The 15062-nt window shown below is 57.2% G+C and carries 16 protein-coding genes and 1 tRNA gene; 9 read left to right on the top strand and 8 right to left on the bottom strand.

What is annotated here, in order from left to right; translation table 11 throughout:
* Positions 1-816 (bottom strand): malic enzyme-like NAD(P)-binding protein (locus MVK46_RS02260; protein ID WP_297534971.1); only part of this gene is annotated, 816 nt, incomplete at its 3' end.
* 139 nt (positions 817-955) lie between these two features.
* Between MVK46_RS02260 and MVK46_RS02255 the strand changes: the two genes are divergently transcribed.
* The 4 genes from MVK46_RS02255 to MVK46_RS02240 all read left to right on the top strand — a co-directional run bounded on the left by MVK46_RS02255 (position 956) and on the right by MVK46_RS02240 (position 4081).
* A tRNA-Ala gene (locus tag MVK46_RS02255) sits at positions 956-1033 on the top strand.
* Between the two features lie 47 nt (positions 1034-1080).
* Entirely contained in the window at positions 1081-1629 is a 549-nt protein-coding gene (locus MVK46_RS02250; protein WP_297534969.1) for a hypothetical protein, read from the top strand.
* Positions 1616-2725 carry a M20/M25/M40 family metallo-hydrolase gene (locus MVK46_RS02245; protein ID WP_297534967.1) on the top strand — a complete coding sequence of 370 codons (1110 nt, stop codon included), beginning with the start codon at positions 1616-1618 and terminating at the stop codon, positions 2723-2725. The genes MVK46_RS02250 and MVK46_RS02245 overlap by 14 nt, the downstream gene beginning before the upstream one ends.
* Positions 2726-2815: 90 nt before the next feature.
* Positions 2816-4081 carry a phosphoadenosine phosphosulfate reductase family protein gene (locus MVK46_RS02240; RefSeq protein WP_297534965.1) on the top strand — a complete coding sequence of 422 codons (1266 nt, stop codon included), beginning with the start codon at positions 2816-2818 and terminating at the stop codon, positions 4079-4081.
* Here the strand turns inward: MVK46_RS02240 and MVK46_RS02235 are convergent.
* A complete protein-coding gene (locus tag MVK46_RS02235; RefSeq protein ID WP_297534964.1) occupies positions 4078-6012 on the bottom strand; it encodes a S16 family serine protease in 1935 nt (644 codons plus the stop codon). The two genes, MVK46_RS02240 and MVK46_RS02235, sit on opposite strands and share 4 nt — an antisense overlap.
* A gap of 124 nt (positions 6013-6136) precedes the next feature.
* Here MVK46_RS02235 and MVK46_RS02230 point away from each other — a divergent pair, with 124 nt between their 5' ends.
* The 3 genes from MVK46_RS02230 to MVK46_RS02220 are packed head-to-tail and all read left to right on the top strand — an operon-like array spanning position 6137 to position 8426.
* Positions 6137-6685 carry a universal stress protein gene (locus MVK46_RS02230; protein ID WP_367182622.1) on the top strand — a complete coding sequence of 183 codons (549 nt, stop codon included), beginning with the start codon at positions 6137-6139 and terminating at the stop codon, positions 6683-6685.
* Between the two features lie 10 nt (positions 6686-6695).
* The gene (locus MVK46_RS02225) at positions 6696-7976 is read left to right on the top strand and encodes an ArsB/NhaD family transporter (protein ID WP_297534963.1); all 1281 of its coding nucleotides are present in this window, start codon (positions 6696-6698) and stop codon (positions 7974-7976) included.
* A gap of 3 nt (positions 7977-7979) precedes the next feature.
* On the top strand, positions 7980-8426 hold the full coding sequence (locus tag MVK46_RS02220) for a universal stress protein (RefSeq protein ID WP_297534962.1): 447 nt from the start codon (positions 7980-7982) through the stop codon (positions 8424-8426).
* On the opposite strand, the gene MVK46_RS02215 is transcribed toward MVK46_RS02220, so the two are convergent.
* Both MVK46_RS02215 and MVK46_RS02210 read right to left on the bottom strand, forming a co-directional pair.
* Positions 8423-8674, bottom strand: a complete 252-nt coding sequence (locus MVK46_RS02215) for a hypothetical protein (RefSeq protein WP_297534961.1) — start codon at positions 8672-8674, stop codon at positions 8423-8425. The two genes, MVK46_RS02220 and MVK46_RS02215, sit on opposite strands and share 4 nt — an antisense overlap.
* The gene (locus tag MVK46_RS02210) at positions 8674-9183 is read right to left on the bottom strand and encodes a metalloregulator ArsR/SmtB family transcription factor (protein WP_297534960.1); all 510 of its coding nucleotides are present in this window, start codon (positions 9181-9183) and stop codon (positions 8674-8676) included. The genes MVK46_RS02215 and MVK46_RS02210 overlap by 1 nt, the downstream gene beginning before the upstream one ends.
* Before the next feature lie 82 nt (positions 9184-9265).
* Here MVK46_RS02210 and MVK46_RS02205 point away from each other — a divergent pair, with 82 nt between their 5' ends.
* Both MVK46_RS02205 and MVK46_RS02200 read left to right on the top strand, forming a co-directional pair.
* Positions 9266-10627 carry a TldD/PmbA family protein gene (locus tag MVK46_RS02205; RefSeq protein WP_297534958.1) on the top strand — a complete coding sequence of 454 codons (1362 nt, stop codon included), beginning with the start codon at positions 9266-9268 and terminating at the stop codon, positions 10625-10627.
* On the top strand, positions 10624-11907 hold the full coding sequence (locus tag MVK46_RS02200) for a TldD/PmbA family protein (protein WP_297534956.1): 1284 nt from the start codon (positions 10624-10626) through the stop codon (positions 11905-11907). The genes MVK46_RS02205 and MVK46_RS02200 overlap by 4 nt, the downstream gene beginning before the upstream one ends.
* Here MVK46_RS02200 and MVK46_RS02195 read toward each other — a convergent pair.
* The 4 genes from MVK46_RS02195 to MVK46_RS02180 form a co-directional block, all read right to left on the bottom strand.
* Entirely contained in the window at positions 11904-12650 is a 747-nt protein-coding gene (locus tag MVK46_RS02195; protein ID WP_297534954.1) for a hypothetical protein, read from the bottom strand. The genes MVK46_RS02200 and MVK46_RS02195 overlap by 4 nt on opposite strands.
* Positions 12647-13825 carry a DUF58 domain-containing protein gene (locus MVK46_RS02190; RefSeq protein ID WP_297534952.1) on the bottom strand — a complete coding sequence of 393 codons (1179 nt, stop codon included), beginning with the start codon at positions 13823-13825 and terminating at the stop codon, positions 12647-12649. Before MVK46_RS02190 ends, MVK46_RS02195 begins: the two co-directional genes overlap by 4 nt.
* Positions 13822-14739, bottom strand: coding sequence for a hypothetical protein (locus tag MVK46_RS02185; protein ID WP_297534950.1), 918 nt, complete (start codon positions 14737-14739; stop codon positions 13822-13824). The genes MVK46_RS02190 and MVK46_RS02185 overlap by 4 nt, the downstream gene beginning before the upstream one ends.
* Positions 14732-15062 (bottom strand): hypothetical protein (locus MVK46_RS02180; protein WP_297534948.1); only part of this gene is annotated, 331 nt, incomplete at its 5' end. The genes MVK46_RS02185 and MVK46_RS02180, both read right to left, overlap by 8 nt.

Here is a 15062-nt window from a genome sequence, read left to right as displayed (position 1 = left end):
ACCCGGCCCCGGCCTCGTGAATGATATTAGAACGTCCGCCCCTTCAAGCGCCTCTGCCGGGCCTCCCTCAATCCCCTCGCCGTTGGTCCTCGCGAGGAGTTCGCCCCTGTATGGAAACAGCTCCTCAAGAGGCAAATCCGACGTTAGAATCCTCGGCTTTCCCTTCACGAGCTCGACGACCCGGACGTTTTCAGGCTTAACGCCTGCCCTGACGATTAATCTGAGCGTCGCGAAACCGGCCGCCCCGGCCCCGAAGAGCGCGACGCTTATCTCGTCAAGCTTCTTGCCGACTACCTTGAGCGCGTTTATCAAGCCGGCCAGAACGACGCTCGCCGTGCCCTGCTGGTCGTCGTGGAAGACCGGAATGTCTAGTTCCTCCCTCAGCCTGTCGAGGATGTAGAAGCACTTCGGCGAGGCTATGTCCTCAAGGTTTATCCCGCCGAAGGAAGGGGAAACAGCCTTAACGACCTCTACGAACCTTTCGGGGTCCTTCTCTGCTAAAACGAGCGGGAAGGCATCAACGCCCCCGAACGCCTTGAAGAGCAGGGCCTTGCCCTCCATCACCGGGAGCGCACCCAGCGGTCCTATGTCGCCGAGACCTAAAACCCTCGTCCCGTCGCTTACAACGGCCACCATGTTGCCCCTGTTGGTGTATTCAAAGACCTTCTCGGGGTTCTCCGCTATCTCGCGCGAGACCTCGGCGACACCGGGAGTGTACGCTAGAGGGAGGGTTCCCCTCGTGAGCGGGACCTTTGGGATTACATCTATCTTCCCGTTGCCGATGAAGTTGCCCCTGTGAAAATCCCTCGCGTCCATTCGACCACCCGATTTTGTTGGCACTCTTAAGTTAAAAGCCCTTTCTCTCCAGTGGAAATTAAACTCAAACCTGTCCAGCAATGAACCCTCGCAGACCAAAACTTTTTAAAGCCAACACCCGCCCACTATAACCGGGAGTGGGCCGGTAGCTCAGCCTGGTACGAGCGCCGCCCTCGCAAGGCGGAGGCCGCGGGTTCAAATCCCGCCCGGTCCACCACAAAACGTTTTTACGCTTTACTTCAGAACTCCATCTTAGGTGGTGTGATGGTAGACCTCGACTTGTTTTCGGAGCCCGACGAGGTTGAGGAACTGCTCCGACAGCTTGAGGACGTCTCCAGACTGTCCCCGCAGGAGGTCTTTTCTTACCTGATTGAGCTTTCCGAGGCGACGCTGTCGCTCTACATAGTTATGAGAGACTCCCTGCCGAGGAGCTACGGCAGGGTCAAGTTCTCCCGCTTCGTGGAGAAGAAGAGAAAGCAGGTCGAGAACATGCGACACATTGCGAGGGAGCTCTACCCCGGACTGAAGACGAAGGAGGTCAAGTTCTCCAAGAGGTTCAAGGTTGAGACCGTTGGGGATTATATTAAGGTTCTCAGGAACGCGATAAACCTCGAGTCGATAAGCCTGAGGGCCTTCAGGTACCTGTCCGAGTCCTCGAGCGAGGGCATGCTTCTCAGCGACCTAGCCGATGAGATAGAAGGTAATATAAGCGAGCTGAAGAAGGAACTTGAGAAGGCCGAGAGCTTCGAAAGGAAGGCGAGGTTTTCGGAATTCGTCAAAGAACTGGTCGGTGGTGAAGATGGACGAGGTTGAACTCCTTAAGAAGCTCGTCTCCATCGAGTCCCCTTTCGGAAGGGAGGAGGAGATTTCAAAGTTCATAGCTTCGCTCCTCGAGGAGCACGGGATAAAAACGGAAACACTGCCGGTTGAGGGGTTCGGAGACGATGTTATAGCGTATCTGCCCGGCAAGGGGCCGACCGTTGTGCTCAACGGCCACATGGACACCGTGAACCTATCCCCCGGCTGGACGAGGAATCCGAGGGGCGAGCTCGACGGCGACCACTTCTACGGCCTCGGAAGCGCCGACATGAAGGCTGGACTTTCGGTATTTCTAACGCTCTTCATCGAGATGGCTGAGCTTTCAAAGCGGGAAAGGCCGAGCTTGATATTCACGGCCGTCAGCGACGAGGAGGGCTACTCAAGGGGAACGTGGGAACTGATAAAAAGCGGCAAGCTTGAGGGGTCGGACCTTGTGCTAGTCTCAGAGCCGACGAACGAGAGGCTTATGCTCGGCGCGAGGGGCCGCTTTGTAATAACCGTTAAGGCGAGGGGCAGGAAGGCCCACGCCGCCAGGCCTTACCTGGGAATAAACGCAATCGAGGAGCTGGCCAAACTCGTCGGCAGTCTTGAGAGGATAAGGCTCAGGAAACACCTGAAGCTCGGAAAGGGTTCATACTGCACGCTGTCCATGGAGGGAAAGGCCGACGGCCTGAGCGTTCCCGATTACGCGGAGGCGGTTATAGACAGGCACACCGTTGTGGGTGAGGACTGGGAGAAGGTCAGGTCTGAAATCATGAAGCTCGCGGAGAAGCTGAATCTAAAGGCCGAGCTCACGGTGGAGAAGTACCCCCGCCCAACACCGGACATGCTTCCCTACGTCATCCGCGAGAACCTGGGGGAGGCGAAGCTGTTCAGAGAAGCGTACAGAAGCACATCGGGAGGGGAGCTTGAAGTTACATACGGCAAAAGCGTCGGCGACTTCAACTACTTCGCGACCTATCTCAGAAGGCCTACTCTCGTCTTCGGACCCGTTGGCGGCAACTGGCACGCGAGCGACGAGTGGGTGAGCGTTTCATCGATTAGAAGGGTAAAGAAAACCTACAGGGCATTCCTCGCGTCGCTGGTGTAGCCTCGGGAAAGCCGGTCTCATCACAGCTCAGGGCAGGGAGTTTTCCTCATCGGCGCGAAGACTTTTAAGCTTCCCCTTTTAACCCCTTCCATGTTCGCGCTCATAGCCCGGGCCAGAAAGGACGCGAAGGCTCTAAGCTACATAAACGAGAGAAACTACGGGGGCTTCCTAAGGGTTGAGAGCCTCGGCGGGGGAAGAACCAAGGAGGAAGTCCTTGAGAACCTTGAGAGGATTCTTGGGGAGCCCTACATTCCGGTTCTCCTCCTCGGCGAGAAGGAGAAAGACCTCATGGAGGAGCTTTTGCCTGTTCTGAAGGAGTCCGGAAAGCCCTTCTACGCGAGAGTTCTGAGGACGAAGCGCGTTAGGAACATGCGCGTTGACGAGCTCTACTCCCACATCGAGGAGATAAAGGCCCGCTTTCGCCTTGGCATCGAGTGGAAAGGCACTTACGCCCTCAACCCCGAGAACCCCTTCGGCCTCGAAATTAACCCGGACTACGACATCTACCTTGCCATTGGCGACGGCTTCAGAAAAGCTATGCGCTCGCTCCTCGGCGTCGAGCTCGGCGAGAACTCGCTCGTCCTGCGGAAAACGATGAACCAGGAGGTCTACTTCTCCGGCCCGAACAAGGTGGCCGAGGTTAGCAAGAAGCTCGGCTTCCCGACCGAGGTTCTCTGGAGGTGCCCCTGCACCGAGGACGTTTCCCTCAACTCGCTCATCTCAGCCAACCAGGACTACATAGAGGCCTTTGCCAGCGCATCGAAGGCTTTTCTCAGGGCCTTTGAGGACTACGACATCGTCGTTCCCTGGAGCGGGGGAAAGGACTCGACGGCCACACTTATTTTAGCGAAGGAAGTTTTCGACGAGGTTACGGCCGTCTACGTCAGAATGGAGTACGAGATGCCCGAAACGGATGAATACGTTGAAGAGACCGCCAAAAAGCTCGGCGTGAACTTGATTCGCGTCGACGTTCCGATGCCCCTTGAGAAGTACGGCATGCCGACTCATCAGAACCGCTGGTGCACGAGGAAAAAGGTTGAGGCCCTCTATTCGGTCGTTTCGGAGTTTGAAAAACCGATTCTCCTCGTCGGCGACAGAGACGGGGAGAGCGCGAGGAGACGGCTCAAGCCACCGGTCGTTGAGAGGAAGACGGACTTCGGAAGAATCCTCGAGGCCATGCCGATAAAGTTCTGGAGCGGGTTCATGGTTCAGCTCTTCATCCTAATGAGGGGCTTTAAACTGCACCCGCTCTACTACGAGGGCTTTTACAGGCTCGGCTGTACCGTCTGCCCGAGCCTTGCCGAGTGGGAGGTCGAGCTGTTAAAGAAGAAGGGGGTAAAGGCCCTTCCGGGCTAAAGCTTCTTCCCCACTGCCAAGCCGACGATGAACGCTATCACCATGAATATTCCCAGAACACCGTACTGGGTTCCAGCCTGGCCCTGTGCCGCCTGGGTTGACGTTGCCGTGGCGTTGGGGACGTTCACCTGCGGAACCGTTGCGTTGGAGGGAACCTTTGGCGCGGGGGCTATTCCAGATGGGCTCTCGAGGAACAGGTTCGCCGTTTCCGTTGAGTACATGTAGAACGTCATGGCCGTCTGGAGGTCGCTGACGTTCTGGGTCTTAACGGCCTGCTCCTCAAAGCTCTCGGCGAACTCATAGTAGGCTATCGCAAGTATGGGCGTTATCCCCTTCTCCTCGGCTGTGCCTATGGCGGTCTTGGCGTCCTCCTTCGCCATGTTGAGCTTGTCCATGAGGACAGTCCAGTTCGTTATCGCAAGGGTGTCGAGGAAGACCTCCCCCTGAACGCGCGCCTGCATCGCAGTGAACAGCGCCGCCGAGTACTTGCCGTCGTCGTAGTACTGCTGGGCCTTCTCTATCGTGCTAGTCAGGCTGTTGCCTATGACGTCGCCGTACATGGACTCGATGTAGGCAACTATGAGGTCCGACTCATCTATGTAGTCCCTCGCGGTAATCCTGACTATGTTCTTGCTTATTGGCTTACCCCTGGCGAACTTCTTCCCAAGGTTAGTCCAGAAGACTGCAGTTTTGGCCCTTTCGTAGGCGTACGCGGCCTCGCCGATGGCATCCCAGTAGTCCTGCGAGTAGTAGTACCTCCACGCACTGTCAAGGGCGCTCTTTGCATCCTCAACCCTCTGCTCCGCGGCCGCTATGGCCTGAAGCATCGTGATTCCCCGGATTGTCTGGTTCTCCACGTACGCCTCCGTTGAGTTTATCTCGGCCCTAACCCTGTCGAGCAGTTTTTGAACGTCCTCCGGGGTGTTCGTGGAGAGGTACCAGTCAACGTGCCTGATTATTATCCTCGCCTGGAAGTCGTGGCTCAAGGCAGTATAGTACATTCCCTTCGCGATGTCCTCCCTCGACTGGTTGAGCAGCTGACCCGCGCTCTGAAGGGCCGCGAGGAGCGTTTCATAGGTTTCGTAGCCAACGTTGCTCTCCTGCAACTCCTTCATAACCTTCCGGTAGTAGGCGGTTGTGTTTGCGTAGTCGCTCTTCGCGTCGTTCTCGAGGAACGCCGTACTAATCTCGACCTTCGCCGGCGGCTTGGGCCTGGGAATCCTGTGGCCGGTGAAGTAGTAAACGGCCTGGTAGATGTCCTTGACCTCTATAACCTTGAGGCCCCAGCGCTCCTCGGCGTATTTCACAACGTCAACCGGTTTGGTTTCGGTTTTTATCTCAATAACTCCGCCTATCTCTTTCTTCTGGGTCTCCTGAACGTACTGAATCCTCTGACCTTCTGGGATGAGGAATATCTTCGCTCCTGCCTCGTGCGCGGCGGAGGCCTTCTCAAGGATTCCTCCAACGGGCCCGATGGTTCCGTCGGGGTTTATCATCCCTGTCATCATGACGTTGGGGTTTATCTTCCAGCCCTCGAGGGCCGCGATTATGCCGACGGTCATCGTTCCTCCTGCAGAGGGACCGCCGATGATTGATGTGTTCGCGCGAACCTGAATGAAAACGTCGTAGTGACTCATGTTGACCCCCAGAACCCTTCCCGCAACCTGAGCCGCGAGCCTCGCGCTGGCCTGCATGTCAACCTGCGCCAGCGGCCAGGTTTCTATGTAAACGTGCCCGTGTCCCGGGGCGACCGTTATAACGAACTCCGTAACCACTCCCACCAGCTGACCCGTCGAGGTCTTGGCAACGGCAGGTGCCTTGAGGACCACGGTGTGTCCCTCGCAGGGACACTGGGCCATCGCAGGCTGTGCCGTCAGTGCCAGTGGCATCACGAGGGCCAGAATGAGAACTACTGCAAGGACTCTCCTCATTCTCTCACCCTTTAGAGGCTCCTTTTTATCCGATAAAGCGTTTGTGGTTCAAAAATCTAAGACATATGAAGACTTCTTTTTGCTAAAGTTTTTATTCTAAACGTTCAATCTCGTTGAGCAGGTGGTGCCTTTGAGCATATTCCGCTCCCTCATAGACAGGAAGTTCAGGAGCATAGCGGGGGACAGGTACGACGAGATAGTGAAGAGGTACCGGGAGTTCCTTCTTCTCCCGGAGGAATTCGTTCTCCCGGAGGTCGAGAGCATTCTCATCCCCCTCGACAGATTCTCCGGGGATTTCCACGGGGTTTTGGACGTTCTGGAGGCCTACCGGGGAGCGAAGGTCCGACTCGTGTACCTGCTGGACGCCCAGACCTTCAGGCTGATAGAGGAAACCCTTGGCGAAGAGGAAGCGCAGAAGCTTCTCCAGGTTGAGAGGGAGCGCGGTAAAAGGCTCGTTGAGGCCTTAAAGGAGAGCCTCGAAGGCTTCGGACTTGAAGTTCAGGCGGAGGAGCGGTTCGGGGACAAGGGTGATGACGTCATCGAGATGGCGTCCGAGTACGACCTGCTCGTCATTTCGAGGAGCTTCGGCTCGGAGGTCACGAAGACATCCCCCATAAGTCCCGTCGTCCTCAAGGTGGTTCAGCACGTCCTGGTTCCGGTCATAGTCTACTGAGGTGGTAAGTGTGAACACGGCCGCTGCACTGTCCATCGGCGTCTTCCTGTTTACCTACGCCCTGATAATAAGCGAACGGGTTCACAGAACCGTTGCGGCCCTCTTCGGTGCGGCCGTCATCGTTGCCCTGAAGGTGGTTCCCTGGGAGAGACTGCCCGAGTACCTCGACCTCGGGACCCTGCTCCTCCTGATAAGCATGATGATTATCGTTAACATAGCAAAGGAGAGCGGTCTCTTCGAATACCTCGCAATAAAGACCGCCAAGCTCGCCAAGGGAAGTCCTATGCGGGTTCTGATTCTGTTCTCAGTCGTCACTGCGGTCGTCAGCTCCGTCCTCGACAACGTTACAACCGTGCTCCTTCTAACGCCGATGCTCCTCTACATAACGAGGCTCATGGGGGTAAACCCCGTGCCGTATCTACTCGCCGAGATTTTTGCGTCGAACATCGGGGGAACGGCGACCCTGATAGGCGACCCGCCCAACATCATGATAGCCTCCGCGGCGAAGCTCAGCTTCCTCGAGTTCCTCTCGAACATGGGCCCGATAGCGGCCGTGGATTTGGTGCTGACGGTTGGGATTATATACCTCGCCTACAGGGGGAGCATAACCGTCAGCGAGGGGGAGCGCAGGGGCATTGAAGCCGCCATAGAAAACCTCGACGAGAACGAGGTCATAAGGGACAGGGAACTCTTCAGAAAATCCGTCGCGGTTATCCTGGGCGTTATCGCGTTCTTCTTCATCCACGACAGACTTGAGCTTCCCCCGGCGGTTGTGGCGATGGCCGGGGCCTCGGTTCTGCTAATCTGGAGCGGGGTGGAGCCGACGGAGGTCCTCGAAAAGGTGGAGTGGACGGCGATATTTTTCTTCGCAGGCCTCTTCATAATCGTGGGGGCGCTCGTCGAGACGGGGGTTATAGACGGCGTCGCCCAGTGGCTGCTCGGCTACGTCTCGGACACGGGGCAGGCTCTCGTAATAGTAACGTGGTTCTCAGCGGTTGCCTCGGCAATAGTGGACAACATACCCCTCACCGCCGCCATGATTCCCCTGATTAAGGCGATGGGTTCCTCGATGAACGTGTATCCCCTGTGGTGGGCGCTCTCTCTCGGTGCGTGTCTCGGCGGCAACGGAACTGCCATAGGAGCGAGCGCCAACGTCGTCGTTATAGGCATAGCCGACAGGGAGGGGATAAGGATAACCTTCCTCGACTTTCTGAAGGTCGGCGCCGTTATAATGGTCCTGACGGTCGCGGCCGGTATGGGGATACTGTGGCTGAGGTACGTGGGGGTGTGAAGGGTGAGGATACTCGTTTTGGTTGACGGCTCCAAATGGAGCCAAAAAGCCGCTCTGCACGCGATAGCGATAGCCAAGAAGAAGGAAGCCAAGCTCGTGCTCTTTTCGGTTCTCGACAGAAAGGAGGCAAAGGCCCTAGCCTTCAACATGGGGTTAATCAGTCAGGACTTGGCCCACGTTCAGCGCTTTGAGGAGAAGGTATGGGAGGACATGAAGAGGAGCATACGGGAAATCATGACGAACCTTCTTGTTCTCTGCAGGGACGAAGGGGTTAACTGCTCGGTGAAGATTACGGAAGGCTCGGCTCGGGAGAAGGTTCTAGAGGAGGCGAACTCCGGCTACTCGCTCGTCGTCATGGGCGCCTACGGAAGGAGCGGCAAAACGAGGATTGGTTCACTCCTTGAGGAGGTCGTGGGAAGAATAGAGGCCCCCGTCATGGTCGTTCGTTAACGCTTCCAGAGGGCGAGCAGGAACAGAATCATGACCACCACTTCGAGGGCATCCACTATGGCACTGACGTCCCGCTGAACCCTCAGGGCGTCCTTTGAAAGCTCCACCACCTTTTTAATAGCCAGCAGGAGGAACGCGAGCAGGAAGTACAGCGCCGCCCGTAGGTGGCTCTTCTTGTAGGCGAGGTACGAAACCCCGACCAGTGTCAGCGCGAGGGCTATGAAGAGCAACTCAAGGACTACCTCCATCATTTCCCCTCACCCATGCTCGTCAGCAGGTCTATAAGGTTATCGGCCAGCTTCTCCCAGAGGCTCGGGCGGTAATCCCTAATAATCCTGGCAATCAGCGTCGGGTCGTGTTTGAGCCTGTATATCACGCTCCGCCCTTCCCTGACAACCTCCACTATCCCGAGCTTCTCAAGCTCCCCCATGTGGTAGCTAATCGTCGGCTGGCTTACGCCGAGTCTTTCGGCGAGTTCCCCCTGGCTCTTAGGCCCCTCCATGAGCTGAAGCAGGATTCGCCGTCTCGTCTCAGTTGAAATCGCTATGACGAGCCTTTGAGCTTCCTCCTCAAAGCCCGCCGGGAATATGTACCTCCGCCTTCCTATTTTCTTTGAGAAGACCTTGCCCTCTTTCTCAAGCTTGTGGAGGTGATACTGAAGGTCGCCGATGCCTATCCCCAGTTCCCTGGCGAGTTCTCGGAACGTCACCCCGGGCCTTCTTCGAATTTGGTCGAGTATCTCGTTCCTCCGCTCCATTTCTCAACCCTTAAACCCTGTGGTTCATTCCTCTATGGCAAGGAATATAAGCCCTTTCCCTTTTATGCCCTGCGGTGGGAGTATGGAGTGGCTCGTCAAGAGGGCCGAGGAACTCGCGGAAAAACACGGGATTGAATACTACGAGGTGCGGCTCGTCAGGGTTACCTCGACCCGGCTTTCAATGAGCAACGGCCAGTTAAGAGAGCTTTCGAGCGATTCCGAGCTTGGCATAGGGGCGAGGGCCTTCAACGGCGCCTGGGGATTCTCGAGCGCCAACGACCGCGAGAGGTTTGAGAAGGCCATCGAAACGGCGATGAAGATAGCCAAGCTCTCAAGGGGCAGCGCAAGGATTTACACGGGAAACCCGGTTAAGGACGAGGTTGAGCTTAAGGTCAAAAAGCCGTTCACCGAGGTTGACGTTGAAGAGAAGCTCTCCCTCGTTAAGGAGATAGACGGCCTCCTCGCGGGCGATGGGATAGTCAGCAGAAACGCCTACTACGGCGATTCAATCGTCGAGACCCTCTACTTCAACTCCCTGGGAAGCGAGATAAGAACCGTCGTGCCGAGGGTGAGGTTCGGCTTCTCGGTAACGGCCAAAGAAAGCGGCGAGATGCAGAACTTCTGGAAGAGCTTCGGAGGAACCCTCGGCTGGGAGCTGATTGAGAAAACTGACTTGAACTTCTGGACAGCCCACGTCAGGGAGAAAGCCCTCGAACTTTTAAGGGCCGGCTCACCACCCTCCGGAGAGATGGACGTCGTAGCCGACCCCGAGCTGACCGGGGTTTTTATCCACGAGGCTTTGGGCCATGCAGTCGAGGCGGATTCGGTTAAGAACGGCGACAGCATCTTGGCCGGAAGGCTCGGGGAGAGGATAGCGGTAGATGGTTTGAACGTCGTTGACGACCCCACTCTGCCAGGCAAGTTCGGAAGCTACCCGTACGACGACGAGGGGATTAAAGCCAAGCGCGTCGAGATAATCCGCGACGGCGTTCTCGTCAGCTACCTCAACGACAGGGAGACGGCCGAGTACTTCGGCCTCGAGCCGAACGGCCACGCGAGAGCCGAGAGCTACGCCCATCAGCCCCTCGTGAGAATGGGAAACACCTACGTTGAACCCGGGGACTGGTCGTTTGAGGAAATCCTCGAGGAGGTTAAGAACGGTCTCTACATGCTCGGCGACAAGGGGGGGCAGGTTGACACGGCCAACGGGACGTTCACCTTCGGGGCGAAAATCGGCTACATAGTTGAGAACGGTGAGATTAGAGAACCCGTCAGGGACGTGGCTCTGTCCGGCAAAATCCTGAACGTTTTGAAGAACATAAGGGCCATAGGGAAGGACACCCGCGTCGAGTTCCCCGGCTACTGCGGGAAGGGTCAGTGGGTTCCGGTTGACGACGGCGGGCCACATATACTGACGAGAGCCCTCGTGGGGGGATTGAAATGATTGAAGCGGTTGAAAAGCTCGCGGAAATGCTGGAACACGAGAACGTCGAGTGGGAAATCTTCTACCAGTTCGGCCGTTCGGGTTCGTTTAAAATCGAGAGGGAAACCCTCGAACGCTCCCAGAGGAAATTCTATTCGGGAATAGGCCTCAGGGTCGGTTTAAACGGCAGACTCGGGTTCTCATACATCACGGGCCTGCACCCGAGGGAGGAAAACCTCGAGCGGCTCGTCAAAAGGGCACTCAAGCTCGCGAAAATAAGCGAGGTTCCCTTCAGAGGTTTTCCGGTCAGGAGGAGAGTCCCCCAAGTGGAGGGAATCTACGACAGAGAAATCGACGAGATTCCCTTCGAGGAAGCCCACTCACTGGCGCTTCAGTACGCGGAACTCATGAGGGAGAAGAAGGGGAAGGAAACCCTCTCGGGTTCCCTCTCCTTTGCCGTTGGAACGAGCGGCGTGGTGAACTCCAACGGAATCGAACTTGAAGAACGCTCAACGTACATGGGCGTCTCGGCCTACGCCGTAATCAGCGAGCCGCCGGGAACCGGCTCCTACAGGCAGAGCTTCACGTCGCTACAGCCCGTCGAAGAACTCGAAAGGGCCGTTGAAGGGGCGGTTGATGAGGCGAGGCTGAGCGCCAGTGCAGAAAAGCTCGAACCCTACTCCGGAGAGCTGGTCCTCGAGACCGAGGCTGTTGCCTCGGTTATGGACGTCTTCATGAGCAACCTCTACGGCGACGAGGTCTACCACGGCAGGAGCAGGTTCTCGAAGCCCGGTGAGGCTATTGGCAACTTCACGCTCGTGGACGACTCGACCCTTCCGGCACTGCCGGGAAGCTACTCCTTCGACGGGGAGGGAACCCCCGGTCAGAGAACGGTTCTCGTCGAAGACGGGGTTGTTAGGAATTTTCTCCTCGACCACACCTACGCTTCGTTCCTCGACATGGAGAGCACAGGAAACGCGCTGAGAACCTTCAGGAGCGTTCCTTACATCGGAACGAGCAACGTGGTCATCGAACCGGGCGGTGAAAGCCTTGAGGACTACGAGGGTGTCATCGTTAGGAAGGTCTTCGGCGAGCACACCGCAAACCCCGTGAGCGGTGACTTCTCGCTGACGGTCGAGCTTGGCTACGTGGTTAAGAACGGCGAGCTGAAGCCCTTCAAGGACAACATGCTCGTCGGGAACGTCTTCGAACTCCTCAGAAAGATGGAGGTTGGAAAAGACACGAGGAGGGTTCTGAGCTTTCTGTCGCCGAGGATCCTCATCGAAGGAAGGCTCGTCTAACGGTATAGGAAGAAGTCCCGCTCGCCGTCGGAGCCGCTTAGGATTAACTTCGCCTTCCTGTCCCCAATGAACACACCCCTAACCCTTCCCTCCACCTCAACGGTTACCCTGAACCTCCCGTTCTGAAGCCTCGTGAGGGGGTTCGGCCAGATTTCAATTTCTCCCCTCTCGGTTACAACCCGGACTGGGCCTTTCTCGCACTCGACGACGACAACTCCACTGCCCCCTCTCTCTGGAACGGCTATCAGGCCTAGGGCGAGCACTATCAGCGGAACCGCGAGCGGGCTTAGCCTGAACCCAACCCCGTAGATGATTGCGAAGAGAAGAGCCGCCAGCGCAACCGAAACGAAGACGTAGGGGAGGGCATGACCAAGCGCCCTTGCACCGGCATCGCCGAGCGGAACCGCCATTAGAACCAGCTCCGACGCCATTGCCGTCCCCATGACGAGAATCGCGAAGACCGGGTTCGAGAAGTAGGGGCTTGAAACGACTTTTTCGGCGAGGAACTCGTAGGAGCCCGGCACGGCTATTGGGAGGAGGAGCGAGAGCAGTATGGCGAAGGGAATCGCGTAGGCTATCGTCGAGAGGAAGACAACATCCTGGAGCGAGCTCCTCCGCAGGTAAATCCCAACGACCGTAAGGGCTACGCCGACACCGAGGTAGGGAGAAAGCGAGGAGTACGCAATCAACAGCAGGAGCGCGAAGAGAATGGTCACGGCGATTCCAAAGTGCCTGAGGTTCACGAAATCACCCCCGATATCTCCTTGAGGACGCTGGACACGTTCTCCTGATGCCAGTGGACCGTCTTGGAAATCTTGGAAAGCTCCCAGGCGAGTCCCCGGTTCTCCATCAAAACGAGGGGGTTTTCAACGGTCGGTGCCACGTTTATCGAGACTATCCTGGCCCTTATCGCCGACTTCAACAGCCCAATGGTTCCGCTGACCCTTCCGAAGTTCTCCTCAAAGAGGGACGTCACGAATATAACCGTCGGAAGGTACCTCGAGCTGTAGCCCCTGATGAACTCTATGAGCGCAGAGGGGGTTTCCTCCCTCGCCTCCTCCCACATCGCGAAGACCTCCCGGAGAACGTCTCCCACAGCCCTGATTCCAGCCGAGGGGGGAACGAAACGTCCAAGCCCGTAGAGGTAGAACCCGACGTGGTACTCAAGCCCCGTGAGGTAGCTCACTAGGGCTGATAGCAGTTCAACGAAGCGCCCTTCACCTAGGGTTGAGAGGGATTCCACGTCTATAACTATGAAGACCGTTCCACTCCCTTCCCTCTCAAACTCGTTCACGAGAATTCTTCCAAACCTTGCGGAGGCCTTCCAGTTGATTTTCTTCAGCGGGTCCCCAGGCTGGTAGTCCCTGACCTCCCTGAAGTCCATGGAGACCTTGCCGGAAACCGCGTACCTGGGCCTGCGCCTCCGCGTTCCGGGAATCTTGTACCTCCTGGGGAGGCTCGATGGAAGGACGTGAAGCCCGGGACGTTTACCGCTTACAATCCAGTTGAACCTGACGAAGAGCGGGTTGACCGTTAAAACCTCGGCCTCCGGGAGGCTCTGCCTTCCGGGAACCTCGAACCGAAGCTTCCTCACGAAGGTCAGCACGGCCTCCCCCGGGCCTTTAAAACCCACGAACGTGACCCTCTCAGTCCTTACCCCAGCGGGAACGGGGAGCCTGAGGAGAATTATTCCAATCCCCCTCCCGGAGCGAACCCGTATCGTCTCCTCAAGCTGACCGCCCCTCATGACGGTGTCCCTCGACAGCGTCCTCCTGACCTCAATCACCTCCGGGGGGCTCAGAAGGCTGCCTATGAAGATTATCATCAGGGGCACAACCGCCAGAACCTCCATTCCCGGCGAAAGGAGCGCAACCCCCAGGAATATCGACCAGAGGGCGTAGCCGAGGAAGCGCCTCACCTCAGACCCCCCTTAAGGGCATCAAATATCTCCCTAACGAGCTTTTCTCTCCTCTCAAGTTCCTTCTTCAAAATGCTCCTCCTCAGCCAGAGGGGCGTTAGAATGCCCGGCCTTTTCGGCTCGTACTCGGAGAGCTTTTCGATGAGCCGAAGAAGTTCCTCCCTGCTCCCGAAGGTTCTGCTCCCGTAGAAGGCCACGTAGGAGAGAAGCTCCGCCTTTCTGCCTCCCACCAGAAACTCCCTAACGGCCTTCTCAATTCTTTCATCGGCAGGAAGTCTCATTCTCGGCCTCTCAGCGAGAAGCTCCTCGAGGTATTCCTCCGGCTTCTCACCCCTGCCGGCGGCGATTCCTATGGCCCCGACGAGGGCCACAACGAGGGCTATCCACTCGGAGTAGAGCGCAAGCTTCGGGTTCACCCTGAGGAGGTAGTTCCTCACGGAAAGGTAGGCCCCCACCCCGCCCCCAAGCAGGGCAAACCCGAGAACGCTCCCCTTAAGCTCCTCAATGCGCTCCGAGAGGAGATAGCCCAGCACCAGGAAAGCCCCAGCCAGAATCGGCACCGGCGACAGCTCGGCCGGCAGGAAGGGAAACACCCCCGCTACAACCAAGCCCTCACCGAGCCCCACAACCTTAACGGAGCCACGTTCGAGTCCGACGCTCCTGAGGACCAAGCCAATCCCAATCAGGACTCCGCCGAGAGACCATAACTTTCCCGTGAGCAGGAACGCTATGGCTAAAGACAGCCCCCTGATTACACTCCTTTTCGTCCCCTCGGAGTAGAGCGAAACCAGAAAACCGAGGAAAAGCGCAATCACAGGGGACATCAGCCATCCCGGCAGGAGTCCTGACCTGACAAGACCGACGCCGGTGAGCATGAGACCAACGTATAGAACAGCGTCAACCGCTTTACGCATTGCAACTCACCCCCGTCAGGCTTTCAACGCTCCGGTAGAACTCTATGAACTCTTCCCTGGTCAGCTCCCTCCTCCCGTACTTCGCCTCCTCAAACGTCTTCCTAACCTTCCCAAGGGCCTCCTCGGGCAGGAGCTTCGACTTGAGGATTTCTTCTATCTCCCTTGGCGTCAGGCTCTCAACGGGGATTCTGCGGGCTGCCCAGCTGAGGAAGCAGTTCTCGTAGACCCTGCAGACGGCCTCGTTGTAGCTCGGGACAACCCCAATTGCAGTCCTGAAGCGCCTGCCCCCGCAGTTGAGTTCAAGGGTGTGGGTTCCCCGCGAA

The sequence above is a fragment of the Thermococcus sp. genome, from assembly GCF_027066465.1.
In the GTDB taxonomy this organism is placed as follows: domain Archaea; phylum Methanobacteriota_B; class Thermococci; order Thermococcales; family Thermococcaceae; genus Thermococcus.
This window is presented reverse-complemented; position numbering and strand designations above follow the sequence as displayed.

What these genes read in the sequence shown, in the direction of transcription:
- MVK46_RS02240 (WP_297534965.1), top strand. Translation starts at nt 2,816, where the DNA reads ATGTTCGCGCTCATAGCCCGGGCCAGAAAGGACGCGAAGGCTCTAAGC.
- MVK46_RS02210 (WP_297534960.1), bottom strand. Translation starts at nt 9,183, where the DNA reads ATGGAGCGGAGGAACGAGATACTCGACCAAATTCGAAGAAGGCCCGGG.
- MVK46_RS02215 (WP_297534961.1), bottom strand. Translation starts at nt 8,674, where the DNA reads ATGGAGGTAGTCCTTGAGTTGCTCTTCATAGCCCTCGCGCTGACACTG.
- MVK46_RS02235 (WP_297534964.1), bottom strand. Translation starts at nt 6,012, where the DNA reads ATGAGGAGAGTCCTTGCAGTAGTTCTCATTCTGGCCCTCGTGATGCCA.
- MVK46_RS02250 (WP_297534969.1), top strand. Translation starts at nt 1,081, where the DNA reads ATGGTAGACCTCGACTTGTTTTCGGAGCCCGACGAGGTTGAGGAACTG.
- MVK46_RS02185 (WP_297534950.1), bottom strand. Translation starts at nt 14,739, where the DNA reads ATGCGTAAAGCGGTTGACGCTGTTCTATACGTTGGTCTCATGCTCACC.
- MVK46_RS02205 (WP_297534958.1), top strand. Translation starts at nt 9,266, where the DNA reads ATGGAGTGGCTCGTCAAGAGGGCCGAGGAACTCGCGGAAAAACACGGG.
- MVK46_RS02245 (WP_297534967.1), top strand. Translation starts at nt 1,616, where the DNA reads ATGGACGAGGTTGAACTCCTTAAGAAGCTCGTCTCCATCGAGTCCCCT.
- MVK46_RS02200 (WP_297534956.1), top strand. Translation starts at nt 10,624, where the DNA reads ATGATTGAAGCGGTTGAAAAGCTCGCGGAAATGCTGGAACACGAGAAC.